The 20,476-nt window shown below is 34.5% G+C and carries 13 protein-coding genes; 12 read left to right on the top strand and 1 reads right to left on the bottom strand.

What is annotated here, in order from left to right; genetic code table 11:
* Positions 1-125 precede the first annotated feature (125 nt).
* From NCC77_RS18840 to NCC77_RS18800, 9 genes are all read left to right on the top strand, one after another.
* Entirely contained in the window at positions 126-3,443 is a 3,318-nt protein-coding gene (locus NCC77_RS18840) for a SusC/RagA family TonB-linked outer membrane protein (protein WP_250836982.1), read from the top strand.
* A 10-nt stretch (positions 3,444-3,453) separates the two neighbouring features.
* Positions 3,454-4,902, top strand: a complete 1,449-nt coding sequence (locus NCC77_RS18835; protein WP_250836981.1) for a RagB/SusD family nutrient uptake outer membrane protein — start codon at positions 3,454-3,456, stop codon at positions 4,900-4,902.
* A gap of 11 nt (positions 4,903-4,913) precedes the next feature.
* On the top strand, positions 4,914-5,678 hold the full coding sequence (locus tag NCC77_RS18830; RefSeq protein ID WP_250836980.1) for a DUF4843 domain-containing protein: 765 nt from the start codon (positions 4,914-4,916) through the stop codon (positions 5,676-5,678).
* 30 nt (positions 5,679-5,708) lie between these two features.
* Positions 5,709-7,199 carry a PKD-like family lipoprotein gene (locus NCC77_RS18825; RefSeq protein WP_250836979.1) on the top strand — a complete coding sequence of 497 codons (1,491 nt, stop codon included), beginning with the start codon at positions 5,709-5,711 and terminating at the stop codon, positions 7,197-7,199.
* Between the two features lie 82 nt (positions 7,200-7,281).
* Positions 7,282-8,151 (top strand): thioredoxin family protein, encoded by an 870-nt coding sequence (locus NCC77_RS18820; protein WP_250836978.1) that lies wholly within the window; start codon positions 7,282-7,284, stop codon positions 8,149-8,151.
* Positions 8,152-8,157: 6 nt separating this feature from the next.
* On the top strand, positions 8,158-9,630 hold the full coding sequence (locus NCC77_RS18815; protein WP_250836977.1) for a retropepsin-like aspartic protease: 1,473 nt from the start codon (positions 8,158-8,160) through the stop codon (positions 9,628-9,630).
* Positions 9,631-9,656: 26 nt separating this feature from the next.
* On the top strand, positions 9,657-11,039 hold the full coding sequence (locus NCC77_RS18810; RefSeq protein ID WP_250836976.1) for a TlpA family protein disulfide reductase: 1,383 nt from the start codon (positions 9,657-9,659) through the stop codon (positions 11,037-11,039).
* An 11-nt stretch (positions 11,040-11,050) separates the two neighbouring features.
* On the top strand, positions 11,051-13,867 hold the full coding sequence (locus NCC77_RS18805; protein ID WP_250836975.1) for a M16 family metallopeptidase: 2,817 nt from the start codon (positions 11,051-11,053) through the stop codon (positions 13,865-13,867).
* Between the two features lie 143 nt (positions 13,868-14,010).
* Positions 14,011-16,053, top strand: coding sequence for a protein-disulfide reductase DsbD family protein (locus tag NCC77_RS18800; protein WP_250836974.1), 2,043 nt, complete (start codon positions 14,011-14,013; stop codon positions 16,051-16,053).
* An 88-nt stretch (positions 16,054-16,141) separates the two neighbouring features.
* Here the strand turns inward: NCC77_RS18800 and NCC77_RS18795 are convergent, their stop codons facing one another.
* Positions 16,142-16,600, bottom strand: a complete 459-nt coding sequence (locus NCC77_RS18795; protein ID WP_250836973.1) for a DUF1810 domain-containing protein — start codon at positions 16,598-16,600, stop codon at positions 16,142-16,144.
* A 357-nt stretch (positions 16,601-16,957) separates the two neighbouring features.
* Between NCC77_RS18795 and NCC77_RS18790 the strand changes: the two genes are divergently transcribed.
* From NCC77_RS18790 to NCC77_RS18780, 3 genes are all read left to right on the top strand, one after another.
* Positions 16,958-17,362, top strand: a complete 405-nt coding sequence (locus NCC77_RS18790) for a hypothetical protein (protein ID WP_250836972.1) — start codon at positions 16,958-16,960, stop codon at positions 17,360-17,362.
* Positions 17,363-17,464: 102 nt separating this feature from the next.
* Positions 17,465-19,120 (top strand): peptidase domain-containing ABC transporter, encoded by a 1,656-nt coding sequence (locus NCC77_RS18785; RefSeq protein ID WP_250836971.1) that lies wholly within the window; start codon positions 17,465-17,467, stop codon positions 19,118-19,120.
* Positions 19,121-19,122: 2 nt separating this feature from the next.
* Positions 19,123-20,475 (top strand): HlyD family secretion protein, encoded by a 1,353-nt coding sequence (locus NCC77_RS18780; RefSeq protein ID WP_250836970.1) that lies wholly within the window; start codon positions 19,123-19,125, stop codon positions 20,473-20,475.
* Position 20,476 lies beyond the last annotated feature (1 nt).

The following is a 20,476-nucleotide window of genomic DNA, read 5'->3' as shown; positions in this document are numbered from 1 at the left end:
CCCTTTCTGTGTATCAGCCAGTAAGTCAGTTTTATTAACCAACCAACCAATTAACATGTAAATTTATGAAATTTAAATTAACCAGTGCCTATTTCTATTTTAGAAAGCGGCTAATTATTAACATTATGAGAACTTTTATCTTCTTGTTTTGTACTACAATTTTTGGTTTTTCTCCCGTAAATCTATTTTCACAAAACACGAAAGTTGTAATTACAGCTGATAAAACAGTATCTGTTGACGAAGTTTTTGACATCATTACAAAACAGACCAATTATACTTTTATTTATCAGGAAGATTTATTTAAAAAATTGCCTAAAGTACATTTAAAAAAAGGAAAAATTAAGGTAAATGATTTATTAGAAGCCAGTTTCTCTGATAAAGATTTTGATTTTAGTTTTTCTGCTGGAAATACGATTATTGTAAAAGAAAGAAAAGCAGAGAAAGTTGTCGTTCAATCTAAAATAATCGAAATTAAAGGAACAGTTACCAATGAAGCCAAAGAGCCACTGCCAGGAGTTAACATTAAAGTAAGAGGTACAAATGTTGCTGTGCAAACCGATTTTGACGGAAAATATACAATTAGTGCGCCAGAAGATGGACAAATTTTGTTTACCTATATCGGGCACAAAGCGCAGGTAGTGGAGATAAACAAAAGAAAAGTAATCAATATTACACTAGCACAAGAAACTAAAGAACTTGTTGGAGTTGTAGTAAATACAGGGGTTACGGTGCGTAAGAAAGAATTAATTACGGGTGCAGTTACTGTTTTTAGAGGTGAGGAACTAAGACAGATTTCTACTCAAAATGCAGTTCAGGCTTTAAAATCATTAGATCCATCTTTTATTGTGGTTAATAATAATATTGCAGGTTCAAACCCTAATATTCTGCCAACAATCGAGGTGAGAGGACAGACAAGTTTAACGGCCAATCAGGTTGACAGTCAGTTTAGAGATGATCCAAATCAACCTTTGTTTATTTTGGACGGATTTCCAACTACGCTACAGCAAGTTGTCGATTTGGATATTAATAGAATTGCAAGCATCACTTTATTAAAAGATGCGGCATCTACAGCGTTATACGGTTCGCGATCTGCAAATGGAGTTGTGGTTATTGAAACCAATAAACCTCTTCCAGGAAAACTGCAGTTTAATTATGTGTATAATTCTTCTTATGAATTAGCAGACTTAAGTGTTTATCATTTAATGAATGCAGCGCAAAAATTAGAATTTGAAAGACTTTCAGGCGCATTCATTGTTAAGGATGGAACTACAGAATCAACTCCATTAACTTGGGATAAAGAATATAACAGACGTTTGGCAGCTGTAAAAAGGGGTGTAGATACGTATTGGTTAAACGAACCGATCCAGATGGGAATTACTTCTGGACACAGTTTGAATTTTGGCGGAGGCTCTGATGAGTTTAGATTTAACATTGCCGGAAATTACAAAACACTAACGGGAACAATGAAAGGTTCTGAGCACGATACTTGGGGCTATAATACGACTTTGACTTATAGAAAAAACAAATTAAGTCTTAACAACCAATTTTTTGTTTCAGGAGGAACGAATCAGGAATCTCCATACGGTTCATTTGAAACTTGGGCAAAAGCAAGTCCGTATTATCCAAAGTATAACGAAAATGGAGTGATAACACGTTATATGGACGGGTCGTCATTGCCTTTAACTAGTTTACAAACCATTGTAAACCATCCGGCTAATCCGCTTTACAATGTCTTTTTAGGAAGTTATGACAAAGGAAAAGACTTTAATTTTACGAATAACTTCGCTATTAATTATGATGTAAACTCGCATATCAAGGCAACTGGAGCTCTATCTGTTTCAAGATTGGATAACTACAATGTCGTTTTTGTTTCTCCAGACGATACTCGTTTTGTAAATAACATTGCGACAGAAAAAGGAACGTATAACAGGTATGATGCCATTACCGATAAATGGAATGCAAATCTTGGTGCAACGTACTCAAATGTTTTTAAAAATGTTCATTCTTTTAACTATACAATTAGAGCTTCGGCTTTAGAGACAAAAAACAATTCTTATAAATCATTTTTAAGAGGATTTCCTCTTGGAGTTCCCGGAAATCCTTCGTTTGCTTTTGGATATGAACCTAATGGCAAACCAGAAATTTATACAGAATTGATAAGAAGCGTCGATTTGACTAACCAGATTAACTATGCTTACGACCGCAGATTTTTATTCGATTTTACTCAGACAATTTCTGGAGCGACCAATTTTGGAACCAACAAAAAATATTCGCCTTATTGGGGAATTGGTTTTGGATGGAATTTGAACAATGAGTTTAAAATGAATGAAGATATTGTCAATATTTTTAAAATTCGTGCCAATATCGGTCAGACCGGAAATCAAAACTTAGTGGGTTTTGCTTCTTATGATGTATATGCTTATAACCCAAATACAAACGTTTTTGGTCCTGGATTAGGAGTCTCTCAAATTGCAAACCCCAATTTAGAGGCACAAAGAACCAAAGATTTGTCTTTAGGATTAGATCTGGCTATGTTTAGAAACAGATTTACGATGACTCTAGGAGCTTACAAACGTAAAACGTCTCCACAGATTGTAGCGATCGATCTTGCAGCTTCAACAGGACTTAACGGTTATCCTTTAAATGTTGGGTATTTAACTACTCAAGGATTAGAGTTAAAAATGAACTACAATTTTATCTATGATTTGAGCAGAAATTTTGTTTGGGGAATAGGTTTAATGGGAACGACAGGAGATAATGAACTTGGAGGTTTTGGTAATGCATTGGCTTCTTTAAATTCTGAGGCACAAAAAACAACCAGTTTAACGAGATATTATGATGGAGCAAGCAGCAATGACCTTTGGGCTGTACCTTCATTAGGAATTGACCCAGCAACCGGAAGAGAAATTTTCTTAAAGAAAGATGGTCAGACTACTTTTATTTTGGATAAAAAAGATGAAGTAGTAATGGGGAATTCTAGAGAAACCGCTACAGGAGTAGTTTCTACAAACTTAAACTACAAAGGTTTTAGTTTTGGATTATTTGTGCGCTATAGTTTTGGTGCAGAAAGATTTAACTCTGCCTTGTACAACAAAGTAGAAAATATATCAAGAGATAATATTTTTGATAATCAAGATGTGAGAGCTTTTACAGACCGTTGGACAACTCCTGGACAGATGGCACAATTTAAAGCGATCGGACTAACCAATAATACCCCAATCTCATCCCGTTTTATCCAAAAAGATGATTACATCTCTGGAGAATCTATTCGCTTAGGCTACAGATTAACAGATAGAGCTTGGTTAAAAAGAAACGGATTAACTGCTTTAGGATTTAATGTTTTCGCAAACGAATTCTTCCGTGTTTCGACAATTAAAGCAGAACGTGGTATCGATTATCCTTTCTCAAGAATATATTCTCTGAGTCTTAATTTATCATTTTAATAAAGAAATTATGAATAAGTATTTATATAAAATTACATTCCTTTTGATTGCTTCTTTTGTTGCAGTAAGCTGTAGTGATTTTTTGGATGTTGTGCCACAAGATAAAATTTTAGAAGATCAGGCCTATAGTTCTGAAGCGGGTGTGCAAAATGTGCATAATGGACTTTATCTTCAGCTAGCTGTAAATAATCTTTACGGCAGACAGCTGACTATGGATGCGGTAGAGATTTTAGGACAGCAGTATAATATGTCTGGATCGCATGTTAAAAACAAAATATCGACGTATTCGTATGAAGAAACGCTTTCTAAAAATACTTTTGCTGGAATTTGGCAAAGTGCTTTTACAACTGTTTTGTCTGCAAATAAGTTTTTAGAGAGTATTGAGGAACATCCTGAAGTTATTTCAGCCGAAAAAACAGCTATTTTAAAAGGAGAAGCAATCGCCATTCGTGCTATGCTGCATTTTGATATGTTAAGATTGTACGGTCCAATTTACAAAATAGCACCAGCAGATCCCTCAATACCTTATTACGATGCTGCCGTAACTGTAAATAAACCGCTTTTGCCCGCTCAAGATGTTATTGCCAAAATCATAGCCGATTTAGATGCTGCAATTGTACTTTTAGCAAAAGATCCCATATTGACTACAGGAAAATATACGGGTTCTACTGAATTTGATTCGAATCCGTATTATTCTGTAAATCGCGGACAAAGAATGAATATTTTGGCTGTAAAATGTTTAAAAGCCAGAGTCCTTTTATATGCTGGAGATAAAACTGGAGCTTTTGCTACGGCAACAGAAGTTATTAATTTTGTAAAAGGACAGCCTGTTATTACTTGGACTCCATTCTTAGAAGCTACTAACACTTCTAATCCAGATCGTATTTTTTCTTCAGAAAACTTCTTTGCTCTTAGCGATCAGACTTTATACTTAAAACAAAAAGCACTTTTTGATTCAAGTTTAGATGATTTTAATATTTATGCTCCAATGTTGAGCAGAATAAATGCTGTTTTTGAATCTAATGATAATGATTACAGAAGTTTGCCAAGCTGGAAAATTCCAATTTCGGGAGGAAAAACTCAGAAGACATTTTTTAAATATGAAGATGTAACAGACAAAACGAAACTTTTCCGTTTTCAGATTCCGATGTTTAAACTTTCAGAACTGTATCTTATTGCGGCAGAAACAGCACCAGTTTCAGCAGATGGTATTGCTTTTTTAAATACACTTCGATTTAATCGAGGTCTGACCAATTTAGCAGCTACTGCAGTATTGGCTACAGAAATTACAAAAGAGTATAGAAAAGAATTTATTGGTGAAGGACAATTATTTTTCTACTACAAAAGAATCAATTCGACTGCAATTCCAAATGGTTCTGCTTCTTCAGGAAATGTTACCATGAATGCAGTTAAATATGTAGTGCCATTACCAGAATCGGAAGTTAATTTTCAAAACTAAAAAAAGTGATCATGAAAAAAATATTGATTTTAAGCATTCTTCTTTTTTCTCTGTTTGGCTTAACATCTTGCGATAAAGAAGAAATTGAAACTTATAAAGCTACCAATAACATTTATTTTCCGCTTGCTGTATTTCCGGCATACAACAACGCACCGCTTATAGACAGTACAGGATTCAGTTTTAGTTTTGATAAATCTAATGTTACCGGAAGAATTTATAGCATTCCCGTACAAGTTCAAGGAGCTGTAAGCGATGTTGACCGTCAAATTAAAGTTTCGGTTGATCCTTCAAGTACAGCTATTTTAGGCACACATTTTTCTTTGCCCGAAAATATTGTGTTGCACGCAGGTAGAGAAATAGATTCTATTCCTGTAAGAGTTAACAGAACTTTAGATTTAAAAGATAAGTCCGTAACATTAGTTTTGAATCTGGAAGAAAACGAATTTTTTACTGTCAATATGAAAGACAGAATAACAAATGTTTTGACACAGAAAAAGATTCATTATACGCGTTTTAAGTTGACATTTACAGACAAGCTCATGCAGCCAATAGGTTGGCAGGCTGTATTTGGTGTATTTACCGCAAAAAAATTCTTTTTAATGTGCGAGCTCATGAATTTGGATCCAGAAATGTTTAATCAGGCTCAAGGTTCGCCAGGACTCTCAATTCCTGAAACGCTCTATTATGCAAGTTTTATGAAACGTTATCTGGCTGATCAGAAAGCGAATGGCAATACTATTTATGAGGAAGACGGAAAAGAAATGTTATTTCCTTAAAACCATTCTTTAATTTAAAAATATAAAGCGATGTTTAAAAATATAAAAATACAGACAGCCATAATAGCACTTCTCTTCTTGGCATACGGATGTGTAAGCGATGAAGGAAATTACAATTATGAGAAGATCAATGAATTTAATGTAACAGGAATAGAAGAAGAATATACGGTTTATACGGGAGATTATTTTAAGATTACACCCGAATTAAATCCAACTTTAGATGACGGCAAAGATCCTGACCGATATGAATATAAATGGGTTGCGGTAAATCCTTTAAAATTGGTTAACGAGGCGAGAACAACTATTGCGACCACAAAAAATTTGGATGGTATTTTAAAATTACCGCCAGCAAAATATAGTCTTTATTATTTTATCAAGGATAAAGTAACGGGAATCAACTGGCAGCAGCCCATTATCACCTTAAATGTAGTTTCTTCAATTTATGAAGGGTGGCTAGTTGTGGGAGATGTAGACGGGAAAGCGCGATTAGATATGGTTTCTATAATTCCAGGAATTCCGCAGCCACGTATAATTAATGATGTGTTAGATGCCGCTGGGTCTGCATTGAAATTAAAAGGAAAAGCTGTAGATGTAGAAACTTTTAGCGGGCCTTTGCCAGGAAGTGTTATTTATGGAATCTATGTAACAGCGTCAGAATCTGGAACAGCAAGATTAGAACCCGATTCTTTTGAATGGAATCAGACCATGAATATTGCATACGAAACTGTTGGAGGAAGTTTTCCAACCAATTTTGCAGTAGATTTTATGAAATGCCCTATTGGATCAGAAAATTTACTGTATAAAGATGGTGATATTTATTATTATAATAGAGCACTGCAAATTAGATATGGATTGCCGCAAAATAAAGTAGATCTGGAAACTAAAACTTTCTATGCAGCTCCTTTTATCGCAGAAGGTTCATCAGCAGGAACTCCTGTCTTTTTTGATGTTGAAAAACATCGTTTTCTGCGTTATAGTACTTCAAAAGGAAGTTGTTCGGCAATGCCTCCGGTTACCCCTTCAGCAACAGTATTAGATTGGAACAATACCAACTGTGAGCTGGTTTATATGACCACATCAAATTTCAATTTGAACGAAAGTTTTGCTGTATTAAAAAATATTTCAACAGGTAAATTCTATTTGCTTCGTTTTAATGCAAGTACCGTACAAACGTATTATAAAGAGATGCTGAATGCGCCTGATTTAGATAAAGCTACAAAATTTGCCGTAAGTCCAGATGCTGGTTATTTATTTTATACTGTTGGAAACAAAGTGTATGAATATGACAGCGGAACGCAATCTGCAAAATTAATGTTAGATAAAGGAAATGAAGAAATTACCTATATAGGTTTCAGCAAAAGAGGTAAAAAGGAGATTATCAGCAAATTAATTGTGGGTTCTTACAATACAACAGGCAAATTAGAATTGTATACCGTACCTCCTGTAAATGGTAATTTAATTTTAGAAAGCAGTTATTCAGGCTTATGCAAAATTGTCGATGTTACTTATCGTGTTCGATAATGATAGGAAGTTAAAAATCTAAAAATAAAACCGAATGAAGTATAAATCTCATTCTTCATTCGGTTTCTAAAAACCACATTTTATGAAACGATTTATTAAAATCGCAAGCGCAGTTTTGCTGCTTGCCTGTCCATCTATTGCCTTAAAAGCACAAGCGCAATCCACTCAAGAAAGTTGGGAACAAGCTAAAAAACAAGCACAAACAGAGAAAAAATTAATCTTTGTCGATTTGTATTTTACAGGCTGTATGCCCTGTGCACAAATGGACAAAGAAGTATTTCCAGATCCAAAAGTTGCAGCAGTTTTAAATGCTGATTTTGTGACCTTCAAATCGGATATTTTAAAAGAAGAAATCGGTAAAAAGCTATGCATGAAATATGGCGTTACTGGTTTTCCAACTTTTTTATTGATGAATTCTGATGGAAAAATAATTGACATTGCAGGCGGTTTTCATGACGTAGAGCAATTTACAACCTTGCTTCAAAACGCGAAAGAAGCGGCCAAAAAAGGAATCTTTAAAAAGTACAGTCCAGAAATTCAAGAAAAAGAGTATCCTGATTTTTACAAACAAGCCTATTTAGACGGAAAAAGAAACGTACCATTTGAAGTTATCGATACGTATTTGAAATCTGCAGCCGCTTCTGAAGAGATTTCTTTTGTAATCATTACCGGATTAAGAGTAGGGAAACAATATGACGATCCGTTTCTTTTTGCCAGTAAAAAATTAGCAGCAGATTACGGAAAATGGAGCGTTAACAGCCATGTATTTACCATATTACAGCGCAAGAAAAAAGAGTTCGAAAAAAAGAATGATTTGAAAGGATTTACAGCATTAGTAAATGATTCAAAAGAACTTTATACGCCAGAAGAATTTACAAAATATTCAGGCATTCTATTGAAAGATTTCGGAGTAGAAAAAGTGGTAGTGAAACCAAATACGGTACAAAAGTAAACCGAAATGAAAAAGATATTCCTGCTTTTAATATTGATTTTTGAAAGCTCAATTTATGCTCAAAACAGTATTCAGAAATCTATTAAAACTTTCGAAAAAGCCTTTCAGAATAAAAGTTATCAAGAAATAAAAGATCTTCTAGCGCCACAATTTACAGTTGGCGTTGGAGATTCTTCTTCAAACGAATTTTATCTGAACGGTATTTTTAAAGCATTTCCGGCTTTAGATTCCATTCAGATTGGAAAATCTGTGGCGATTAAAAATGAAACTTTCGTCTTGGTAGATTTCTGTTTTAAAGGAAAGGAGAAAAAGCCGTCTCAAATTGTTTTCAATTCAGAAAATAAAATGCTATACGTGACTTTTTTTGATGGTTTGTATAAAGTGGATCGACACGCGCAAGTAAAAGAAGTAGCAAGTATTCCATTTGAAATTATCGAAAACGGAATCGCCATAAAAATAAAACTAAATAAAGCCGATCGTGAGTTTTTAATGCTTTTTGATACGGGCGCCGACGGAATGGCGCTCAATCCAGACAGCGCGTACAAAGCGGGAGTTGTGGTTACCAAAAGTAAATCGGCTTCTGTAGTTGGCGGAAGTCAGCAAGTGCAGTATTCGGCAGACAATACCATTTATATTGGTAATCAAGTTCTGAAAAATCAAGGCTTGGTTATTTTTCCGAAACATGGGATTTACGACGGATTGTTTGGTGCGAATCTGCTTCGCAATTTTATCACTTCTGTCAATTTTGATACCATGACGATTGACTTATACAATTTTGGAAATTTTACGTATTGGGGAAAAGCAAAGCCATTGGTTTTTGATTATAAATCGGGACTTCCGGTAGTAAAAATGAATCTGACTTTTGAAGATAAGAAAACAGTCGAAGGCAGTTTCACTTTTGATACTGGAGCGGGTTATGATTTAATTGCTTATGGACCTTTCAATCATAAAAATAATCTAGAGGCAAGCTTAAAAACCGAATATACATCTGTGAATTACAGTCTGGGAAAACAAACCAAAATTGTAGGAGGAGCCATTCCAAATGTTGCCATAAATGGGAATAATTTTCCGAACGTAACAATTGCTTTGCAGGAATATGAAGAAGCCAATAAAAACTGGGCTTACGCCGATGGTTCTCTCGGAATCGATTTAATAAAACGTTTCAATTTTACAATCGATTTGTTGCATAAAACCGCTTATCTCGAACCCAATAAAAATTTCAAAAAAATACCATCTTTCTATTTAAGCGGACTGGAATTAGATTTTGACGAAAACCAGAATCTTCTAGTAAAAAGAATTATCGATCAGGAAAATGAAGATTTGAAGAAAGTCAAAATTGGCGCCAAAGTCACACAAATCAATGATTTTGAAGCCAAAGATTTATTGAATTCTGAAAATCTTAAAAAGCTGAAAGAAACCAAAGAAAGTAAAGATTTTATTATAGAACAAGGCGATCAATCGATGCGAATTTCAATTTAAAATATCAATCCAAAAACAAAGAAACAATGAAAAAACACATTTTTTATTTCATTTTGACCTTTATCACGGTTCAAATGAGTTTTGCTGCCAACCTTTCAGAATATGCAGTAATTAAAGGAACAATTTCGATTCCAGATTTAAAAACAAAAGAAGTCACACTCTACAATGTTGAAGATGGAAAGCCAGTCGCTGCTGCTACCGCAAAAGTTAATTCGCTGGGGGAATTCGGCTTTATGACACCAGTTTCAGCTGCTGGCTTTTATTATATCGATTACGGGCAATTTAAAAGCAGAAACCAATTAATCCGCTTGTATTTAGAACCAAAATTAGACATCAATCTTGTAATCAATAAAACGAATTATGTTTTGAGCGGGAAAAATGTCGGACAAAATGTTTTAGTTCAAAAAGCAAATGAAATCTACAACGATTTTGCGCCTTTCGCGAGATTGGGCGGAAATGAAACCTATGTAGAATTTTATCCTTTCATTGATAAAGGTGTGGCTAAAGCAGAAGAATTTTCAAAATCAATAAAAACGAAAGATGCTAACTTTAATAAGTTATTAAAATTGGCCGTTGCAACAGATGTTGAAGAATTGACTTATACTTTTTTCAGAATGCCAAGAACAGCATTTCCAGACAAAGACGATCGTCCAGCAGTAATCAAAACATGGCAGACAGACAAAAAGTTTACAGATCCAGATTTACTAAAATTGCAAAACGGCGTTTCTTTAATGTCAAATTATTTCTTTTATGTAACTATGAATTCTGGTGATGCACCAAAACGTTTAGATTTAACTGAAGCAATTACCCATATTACAGATCCTGCTTTAAAAGATGTTTATTTACGTGATGCAGTTGCAAATTCAAGAATGAAAATTGAAGAATACGAAAAAATCGCACCAAGCATAAAACCGTTTATGATTTCTGATAATAGCAAAGCATTTTTGTTAGAATATGAAAAAGTATTGCATAAAAACGTTGGTCAGAAAGGATTAGATTTTACATATAAAGACATTAACGATAAAGCGGTTTCGTTTTCAGATTTTAAAGGTAAATTTGTTTACATCGATTTATGGGCAACTTGGTGCGGACCTTGTAAAGCAGAGATTCCTCACATGAAAAAAATCGAAGAAGATTATCACGGAAAAAATATTGTTTTTGTAAGTCTTTCGTTAGATAAACCAAAAGATGCTCAAAAATGGAAAGATTATGTTACCAAAGAACAATTAAAAGGAATTCAGTTAATGGCCGATAAAGATTTTGGTTCTGATGTGGCAAAAAATTATGATGTAAATGCCATTCCGAGATTTTTATTGTTTGATCCAAAAGGAAACATCATCAATGCAGATGCACTTCGTCCGTCAAATCCAGAGTTGCGAGTACAGCTGGATAAATTATTGAAAGGTTAATTAATAGCTTTATGAAATACAGCAAAAAAATATCAGTTTTACTCTTTTTTATTGGAAGTTTGACTTTCGCGCAAGCGCAAAACTTTAAAGCAAGCGACCCAATTTCAGTCAACCAAAAAATAAAAAAAGGAGTACTGCCAAACGGAATGACGTATTATATTTATCCGACAGATGTCAATAAAAATACGGCAAGTTATTACATTATTCAGAACGTGGGTTCTATTCTAGAAAACGATCAGCAGAAAGGTCTGGCGCATTTTCTGGAGCACATGGCATTTAACGGAACTAAAAATTTTGAAGGAAAGGGAATTTTAAATACGCTTCAAAAACAAGGAGCGGTTTTCGGAAGAAATATCAACGCTTATACAAGTACAGACGAAACCGTTTACAACTTAGACAATATTCCGTCAAAAGATGGCGGAGTAGTAGATACCTGTTTACTGGTTTTGCACGATTGGTCTAATTTTTTATCTCTGACGAATGAAGAAATCGATGCTGAGCGCGGTGTAATTACCGAAGAATGGCGTACGAGACAAAATGCAAGAGCGAGAATCTACAATCAGTTGGCACCGTATTATTATAACAATTCGCTTTATGCAGACCGCATGCCGATTGGTGATATGGAAATCGTTAAAAACTTTAAATATCAAGTTTTAAAAGATTTTTATAAAGATTGGTATCGTCCAGATTTGCAGGCAATCGCAATTGTAGGAGATATCAATGCAGACGATATTGAAGCCAAAATCAAGAAACTTTTTGCAGATATTCCGACACCAGTAAATCCTAAAAAACGTTTTGAAATCGCTATTCCAGAAAGAACAGAACCAACTTTTAAACTGGCTTTAGACAAGGAAATTTCGGCTTCAAATATTAGTTATATGATTCGTCATACGGCTGAAAAATCAACTAATACTTGTGCCGAATTAGAAAAATCTACCCAAAGAAGCCTTGCTTTTTCTATCTTAAATAATCGTTTGGTAGAAATGGCGCAGAAACAAGAATGCCCATTTAAAAGTGCATCAATTGGTTATCAAAACTATACTCGTTTGAATGATATCTGGATTTTGAACGTTTCTCCAAAACCAGAAAAACAAGCCGAAGCTTTTGCAATGGTCATGAATGAATGGGTTAGAGCTTACAAATTTGGTTTTTCTAAAGGAGAAATTGAAAGGGCTGTTGCAGAAAACATTTCGGGTTACGAAAATTATTTAGAAAAACTAAATGAGATTTCGCATAAGGATGTTATCGGAATGGTAAAAGAGGATTATCTAAGTCACGAAGTTATTGCCGATCCAAAAGCAGAATTTGAAATGATAAAAAACATTTTGAAAAATGTTGACACTAAAATTCTTCAAGAACAAATCAGTAAATTATATACGGCGCAAAACCGCGTTGTAACGGTTACGGGTGTAGAAAACGAAAGTAACTTAACTCAGGAAAAAGCTTTTGATATTATTCAGAAAGCCGAAAACGATGCATCGTTACAGCCTTATGTAGATACTTTTGAAGGAAAAACACTTTTAGGAAACCTGAAAATCAATTCAGGAAAAATTGTTTCAGAGAAAAAAGAAACGGCAATTGATGCTACCACTTTTGTATTGAGCAATGGCGTAAAAGTGCATTATAAATTTGCCGATAAAAACAAGAAGCGAGTAGATTTGAAAGCGGAAAGTTTTGGAGGATCTTCTTTGTACGAAACTCAAGACTTACCATCAGTTAGTCGCGCAAGCGAATTAGCTCTAATGTCTGGAGTTGGTGAGCTGTCAAATGTTGATTTGACAAAAGTTTTAAAGGGAAAAATTGCTGGCTCTTCTGTAGATGTAGCCTCGTTGAAAGAGACAGTTACGGCATGGGCAAATGCAAAAGATATCGAAACAATGATGCAATTGGTTCATTTGCGTTTTGTGCAGCCAAGATTTGATAATCAGATGTATGCGCTTATGAAGCAAAGATTAGAAAATTCGCTTAAAAACAGAGCAAATGATATTAATGCAAAAATGGGAGACAGTTTAATGGATGTGGTTTACGGGAAAAACAATCCAAGAGTACTGCCATTGAATCAAAAATTTATCAACGATTTATCTTTTGATAAAATGAAAGTTTTCTATTTGGATCGTTTTGCAGATGTTTCAAATTTTGAATTTTATATTGTTGGAGATGTTACGCCAGAAGTTTTAAAACCTTTGTTAGAAAAATATATTGCGAGTATAAATGGAGTTAAACGTAAAGAAAAATTTAAAACAGAGATTCCGAAATGGACATCAAATAAAATTGATAGAGATGTTTTCATCAAAATGGAAACTCCAAAAAGTTCTGTTCGAATTGCCTTTTTAAAAGATATTGCTTTTTCGCAAAAAAACAGAATTTTGATTTCGTATTTAAGTGATGTGCTGACTTTGCGTTATACAGAAAGTCTTCGCGAAAAAGAAGGCGGAACTTACGGTGCACAAGTAAGAGGAAGCATAGATAAACTTCCAATTTCAAAGGCAAATCTTCAGATTAATTTTGATTGCGATGCTGATAAAGTGGAACATTTACTGCCAATTGTGTATCAGGAAATTGATAAAATCAAGAAGGGAGAAATCGCCGCTGAAGATATTGAGAAAACAAGAACAAACTATTTGAAATCTAGAGAAGACAGCAAAAACTTCAATAGTTATAGCATGAACTTGATTTATAATTATTTTGAGAATGCTTACGATATGAATGACCCTGCAACTTATGTTGATATTGTAAAAAGCATCACAGCCAAAGACATTCAGGAATTTGCTAATTCATTTTTGAACAAAGCAGATTCTTATGAAGTCGTTTTTAAACCATTAAAATAATCTGACCCCTTTATTTACTAGAGTTTAATTTGTATTTCCCTATCAAATAATTATTTTGAATTAGTAAGCAATTTAGTTTGTATAGCGGATTACCGAGAGGGTTGTTTTTTGCTATTCAACCCTCTTTCTAAAGATTTTTACCCATGAAAAAGAATATTTTTTTACTGGGCTTTTTCCTGCTGTTTTCCATATTCGTAAAGGCTCAGATATACAACCCCATAAAATGGAAAACCAGTGTTGAGAAAATTTCCGATACTGAATACGAATTGCAGGCAAAAGCCATTATAGAGTCAGGCTGGCATTTGTACAGTCAAGAAGTTGCAGACGGAGGACCGATTCCAACGCGTTTTAATTTTATAAAAAGCGCAGATTTTCAGTTGACTGATGCTGTAAAAGAAGAAAAAGGAAAAACGGTTAACGATCCTGTTTTTAAAATGCAGATTAAGTTTTTTGAAAAAGAGACTACTTTTAGACAGCGCGTTAAAATACTTTCATCTAAACCTTTTAAAATCAATGCTGAAGTTGAATTTATGATTTGTAATGATGAAAACTGCCTTCCACCAAGTTCAGATGAATTGGAGTTTGTCATGAGTCCTTCCGCGAAAGCGAAAACTTTAATAGAAACGGCAGCTAAAACAGAAACAAAAACAGAAGTAATAGATTCTTCGGTTACCGAAATAAAAGAAAAAACAGAAGAAGTTCTTGCTGCAGAAATAACAAAAACATCTCAAAAAGAAATTAGAAAAAGAGAACCAAAAACAGAATCAAGAAGTTTATGGACGATTTTTTTGCTGTCATTTTTCTCTGGATTTGCGGCCTTGCTAACACCTTGCGTTTTTCCGATGATTCCGATGACGGTGAGTTTTTTTACCAAACAGAGTAAAACCAAATCGCAAGGAATACGAAAAGCCGTTTTTTACGGAATTGCGATTATTGCCATTTACATCTTTTTGGGAGCTGTTGTAACTTGGATTTTTGGAGCAGATTCGCTTAATGCGCTTTCTACAAATGTTTGGTTCAATCTTGTATTTTTTGTGCTTTTAATGATTTTTGCATTTTCATTTTTGGGCGCTTTCGAAATCATGCTTCCCAATGCATGGGCAAACAAAGTTGATTCGCAAGCCGATAGAGGGGGAATCGTCGGAATATTGTTTATGGCTTTGGCGCTTGCAATTGTTTCTTTTTCTTGTACGGGACCAATCGTTGGCACTTTATTGGTCGAAGCTGCTTCGCGAGGCGGAATTGCGCCATTTGTCGGAATGTTTGGTTTTTCTCTGGCTTTGGCTTTGCCTTTTACTTTATTTGCCGCTTTTCCAGGTTGGCTAAATTCGCTTCCAAAATCGGGAGGATGGTTAAATTCTGTAAAAGTATTTTTAGGATTTCTGGAAATGGCTCTTGCTTTCAAATTCCTTTCCAATGCCGATTTGGTTCTGCAATTGCATTGGTTGGAAAGAGAAACTTTTCTAGCAATTTGGATTGCCATTTTCGGAACGCTGGCTTTTTATTTGTTTGGAAAAATCCAATTGCCGCATGATAGTCCGGTTTCCAATATAAGTGTGGGAAGACTTGGATTGGGTGTTTTGGTTTTGGCTTTTACCATTTATCTGATTCCTGGAATCTGGGGAGCGCCTCTTAAAATGATTAGCGGTTTTCCGCCACCGATGCATTACAGCGAAATTCCAAATGGATTGAATAATTCCAGTTCAAAAGAAATAACGCAAAATCTGCCAGAAGGAGCAGAACTTGGTCCGCATAACATTATGGCTTTTACTGATTATGATTTAGGAATGCAATATGCCAAAAAAATCGGAAAACCAGTTATGATAGATTTCACAGGTCACGCGTGTGTAAACTGCCGTAAAATGGAGGACAATGTTTGGTCTGATGAAAAAGTGCAGAAGATCTTAAAAGGCGATTTGGTTTTAATTTCACTTTATGTAGACGATAAACGAGAACTAAATCCGCACGAACAGACTACCTCTAAACTAACAGGAAAAAAATTAAAATACATTGGTCAGAAATGGAGCGAATTTCAAACACTGACTTACAAAACCAATGCGCAACCATTTTATGTTTTGGTAGATCATAATGGAGAAACGCTCAATGAAACGTCTGCTTATAATCCAGATATCGAAGAATATTTGAACTGGCTTAAAAAAGGGGTTTCTAATTTTGAGAAAAGCTAAAGTTCAGGATTTGTACTTTATTTATAATTATGTTGTTAATCAAAAAGGGAATAGTTTACGAGCTATTCCCTTTTTTGTCCTAAGAATATTAAGAAAGTGCTATGTCTGGCAGGACACTAGTTTTTTGTGTAAAATTTAAAGTCAGCTGATCCAGATGTCCAAAGAAAAAAGTATCTAGAATTTCCTGAAAAACAGGATGCGCATTTTCTACCTGAACAAATAAACTCATAGAAGAATGCAGTTTTCTTGCGCCAAGTTCTCCTAAAATTCCTTCGGCAGACTTCTTTTTTAAAGTCAGCAGTAATTTAGAGATCTCAATTAAATGTTTCGATAAAATCGGATGCTTTAAAAATTCAGTAGCTTCTTTAAGATCTGCAACGGCATAATATTCAGAAAGAGCACTTTTGCCAAGTCCTTTGATCTGCGGAAAAATGAACCACATCCAATGGGTTTCTTTTTTACCTTTTTTTATTTCAGATAATGCTGTCAGATAAAGTTTATTTTGCGCATCTAAAAATCGGGTCAAATCATTTTTTGCGTAAGTCATCTCTTGATTCTGTATTAAATGGTTAGTGAATCTAATTTGTTTAATCGGTAACACTTGTAATATATTTTTTTAAAGAATTGTATTAAATTTTTCGAATATCAAAAGTAGAATGCTGGTAGCCTTTTGAGTTATAGAATTGTAGTCGGTCTTTACATAATTCCGATAGGCCTGTAAGAATGCCTTGTTAATATAATTTTAAAGTTTTGAACGATTCTAAATTCTAATGTTATTTTAATGTTCTAGAAAAAAATTGGCTCTAAATTGCGCGCTCAGAAAAAATATAATAAACGCCTTAAATCACTGAGATTTTGATTCAAAACCATGTGATGCAATTAAACTTTTAGCCTTTTTTAGAGTATGTTGAACAAAATTAAAAATAGCTTTTTATGTAAATGCCTTCAGGTATTGCTTGTCGGCTATTTTCTAATTAGCAGTTTAAATATTTCTAATAGCGTTGGAAGAATCTTAAGCGATAACGCTGAAACGTACACAGTAAAAGGCATTACCTGCAACTTTCTGAAAAAAATCTTCAAGTGTGATGGAATCCCAGAAGAACTGGACGACTACAAAACGAAAGAGACTAAAACGGCCAAATTAGCAAAAGGCATTCCTTTAATGGAATATTTGATTTCATCAGAATCTTTGATGCCTAATTTTTGTTTTCTAATAGAATCAGAAGGGAAAAAATATATTGATAATACGATCTTTTCGTTTGGTTTTCATGGTAAAATAGACATACCGCCTCCAAGGGTGAATTCATAAATACTTGTTTTTTAAGGGTTAGGGTAAAAAATCTTAATCCAAAATTGCGGTTTTTGCCGTATATTTATTCTATGTAATAATCCTGTATTTATACTTAAATTCATGACACCATTTAAACGTTTTTATAACTTATTGCAGCTCGATAAGCGCGATGTGTATCAAATTATCTTCTATGCTGCATTTGCAGGGTTAGTCAATCTTTCTCTGCCTTTAGGAATCCAAGCTATTATTAATTTTATTCAAAGCGGACAGCTGAGCGTCTCGTGGATTATTCTCGTGATTCTAGTGACGGTTGGAGTTGGTTTTGGCGGAGTTCTAACAATTTTACAGTTGCGAATTGTAGAGAATTTGCAGCAGCGAATTTTTGTGCGCTCTTCTTTCGAGTTTGCGTACAGAATGCCTTTAATAAAATTTAAAGAAATGTACTCGGAGTATGCTCCCGAAAAAGCCAATCGTTTTTTTGATACTTTAATGGTACAAAAAGGCACTGCAAAACTATTGCTTGATTTCTGCACTGCATTCCTTCAGGTTGGTCTGGGGATTATTCTATTGGTTCTTTATCATTCTTTCTTTATGGTAATTGGACTTTTATTTATTGTCATTTTATATGTCATTTTTAAATTTTCGTATAAAGACGGTCTCGAAACCAGTTTGAACGAATCGAAATTTAAATATAAAGTGGCAGCATGGCTTCAGGAAATTGCTAGAAATAGAGAAAGTTTCCGTAGAAAAGGAGCTTTTGAATATGCTTTGGAAAGAAATGACCAATACGCAACCAGCTACGTAAATTACCGTGAAAAGCACTTTCAGGTAATGAAGAAACAATATATTCAGCTGACTATTTTTAAAGTAATTGTTACTGCTGCCTTATTATCGATCGGTGGTTTTCTGGTAATTCACCACCAAATGAACATAGGGCAGTTTGTAGCAGCTGAAATCGTAATTGTATTATTGATCAACTCGGTAGAAAAAATCATCTTCGGATTAGAGTCTTTCTACGACGTATTGACTTCTGTTGAAAAAATTGGTCAGGTAACTGATATGGAAATTTCATGCATTCCTCAAACTTCAGATAAAACGGAAAAAGGAATCAATATTGAGACCGAAAGCATCAATTACCATTATCCAGGACACAACAAAAAATCACTGAAGAATATCAATTTAAAAATCTCTCAAGGAGAAAAAATCATTCTTACAGGAACAAATGGTGCAGGAAAAAGTACTTTGCTAAGATTGCTTTCGGGTGTTTTAGAACCAGAAAGCGGAGCGATGTACGTAACTGACAATTATATGAATCGCCTTAACGAAGATACATATAGAGCGCAAGCAGGTACATTCTTGCAAGGCGATACACTTTTTGCAGGAACAATTCGCGAGAATATTGTTTTTGGAAATGAAGAATTAAACAGCGATGATTTAAAATGGGCTTTAGATAATGTTGGCCTTACTCCATATATTAAAACTTTTGAAAACGGGTTGGAAAATCAAATTCATCCTGGAGGTCGTGAACTATCTGCTTCTGATGTTCAAAAAATTCTTTTGGCAAGAAGTATTGTGGGTAAACCGAATATCTTATTCTTAGAAGATCCAGTTGACAAAATGGACGATTTGACTTCGAGTAAAATTGTAGACTTTTTACTTTCTGAAGAAAATGACTGGACTGTTATTGTGACTTCTAAAAATGATATTTGGAAAAGCAAATGCAGTCGTATGATTACGATTGATGACGGAAAAATTATTAACGACATAAAGCTTTAATCATGCTCAACCTATCTAAAGATAACAACGTACTTATAACGCCGGGCAAATACAAATCGATTACAAGTGTTGCTCGTAGACCACATTACGCAATTTTAAATAAAGTCATAATCGGATTTTTGATTTTCGCTGTCTTATGTCTTTTCTTGCCTTGGACACAGAATATTTCAGGAACAGGTTCTGTAACGACTTTAAAACCAGATCAAAGACCACAGACTGTTCATAATGCCATTGCAGGACGTATAGAAAAATGGTTTGTAAAAGAAGGAGATTACGTAAAAAAAGGAGATACAATTCTTTTTATTTCGGAGATCAAAGAAGATTATCTAGATCCTAATTTGGTTAATAACACCAAACAGCAAGTAGATGCCAAAAAAATGGCGGTAGAATCGTATGGCGATAAAGTAAACTCTCTTGACGTGCAGGCGCAGTCGCTTAACACGGAAAGACAATTGAAATTGCAGCAAGCGCAAAACAAAATTCGTCAGTCACAATTGAAAATAAAAAGTGACAGTATGGATCTTGTGGCGGTAAAAACTCAGCTTCGAATTGCAAAAACACAATTTGACCGTTCGACTGCTTTAAACAAAGAAGGTCTTAAACCGCTGACTGATGTCGAGCAGAAAAGATTAAAACTGCAAGAGTCAGAAGCGTATGTGATTACGCAGGAAAATAAATTATTGAGCAGCAAAAACGAATTGATAAATGCAAAAGTAGAAATCAATAGAATTACTGCTGAATATGCTGAAAAAATATCAAAATCAAGAAGCGATAAATTTACTGCTTTAAGCACACAATACGATACAGAAGCTCAGGTAAATAAATTAGAGAACCAATATACTAATTACAGACTTAGAAACGGTTTATATTATATTACAGCGCCCCAGAGCGGTTATGTAAACCGTGCTTTACTGGCTGGTCTTGGAGAAACGATTAAAGAAGGAACTCCGGTTGTAAGCATTATGCCGTCTAAATATGATATTGCGGTAGAAACTTACGTAGATCCAATCGATTTACCGCTGGTGCATCGTGGTGCAAAAGTTCGTGTTTGGTTTGATGGATGGCCTAGAATTGTATTTTCTGGATGGCCAGGATTGTCTTATGGAACTTACGGAGGTAAAGTTGTAGCGATAGAAAACTTTATAAGTCCGAACGGGAAATATAGAATTTTAGTCTCACCAGATGGAGAAGATCGCCACTGGCCAAAAGAATTGAGTATTGGTGCAGGTGCGCAAAGTATTGCATTGCTAGAAACCGTTTCGGTATGGTACGAGATTTGGCGAAACTTAAATGGTTTTCCGCCAAACTATTATAATTCAGGAGAAAAAGAAGATAAAGGAAAGGAGAAAAAGTAAA

The sequence above is a fragment of the Flavobacterium tyrosinilyticum genome (assembly GCF_023656565.1).
GTDB classification, from domain to species: Bacteria; Bacteroidota; Bacteroidia; order Flavobacteriales; family Flavobacteriaceae; genus Flavobacterium; species Flavobacterium tyrosinilyticum.
Note: the sequence above shows the minus strand (reverse complement) of the source record. Positions and strands in the feature narration are given on the sequence as shown.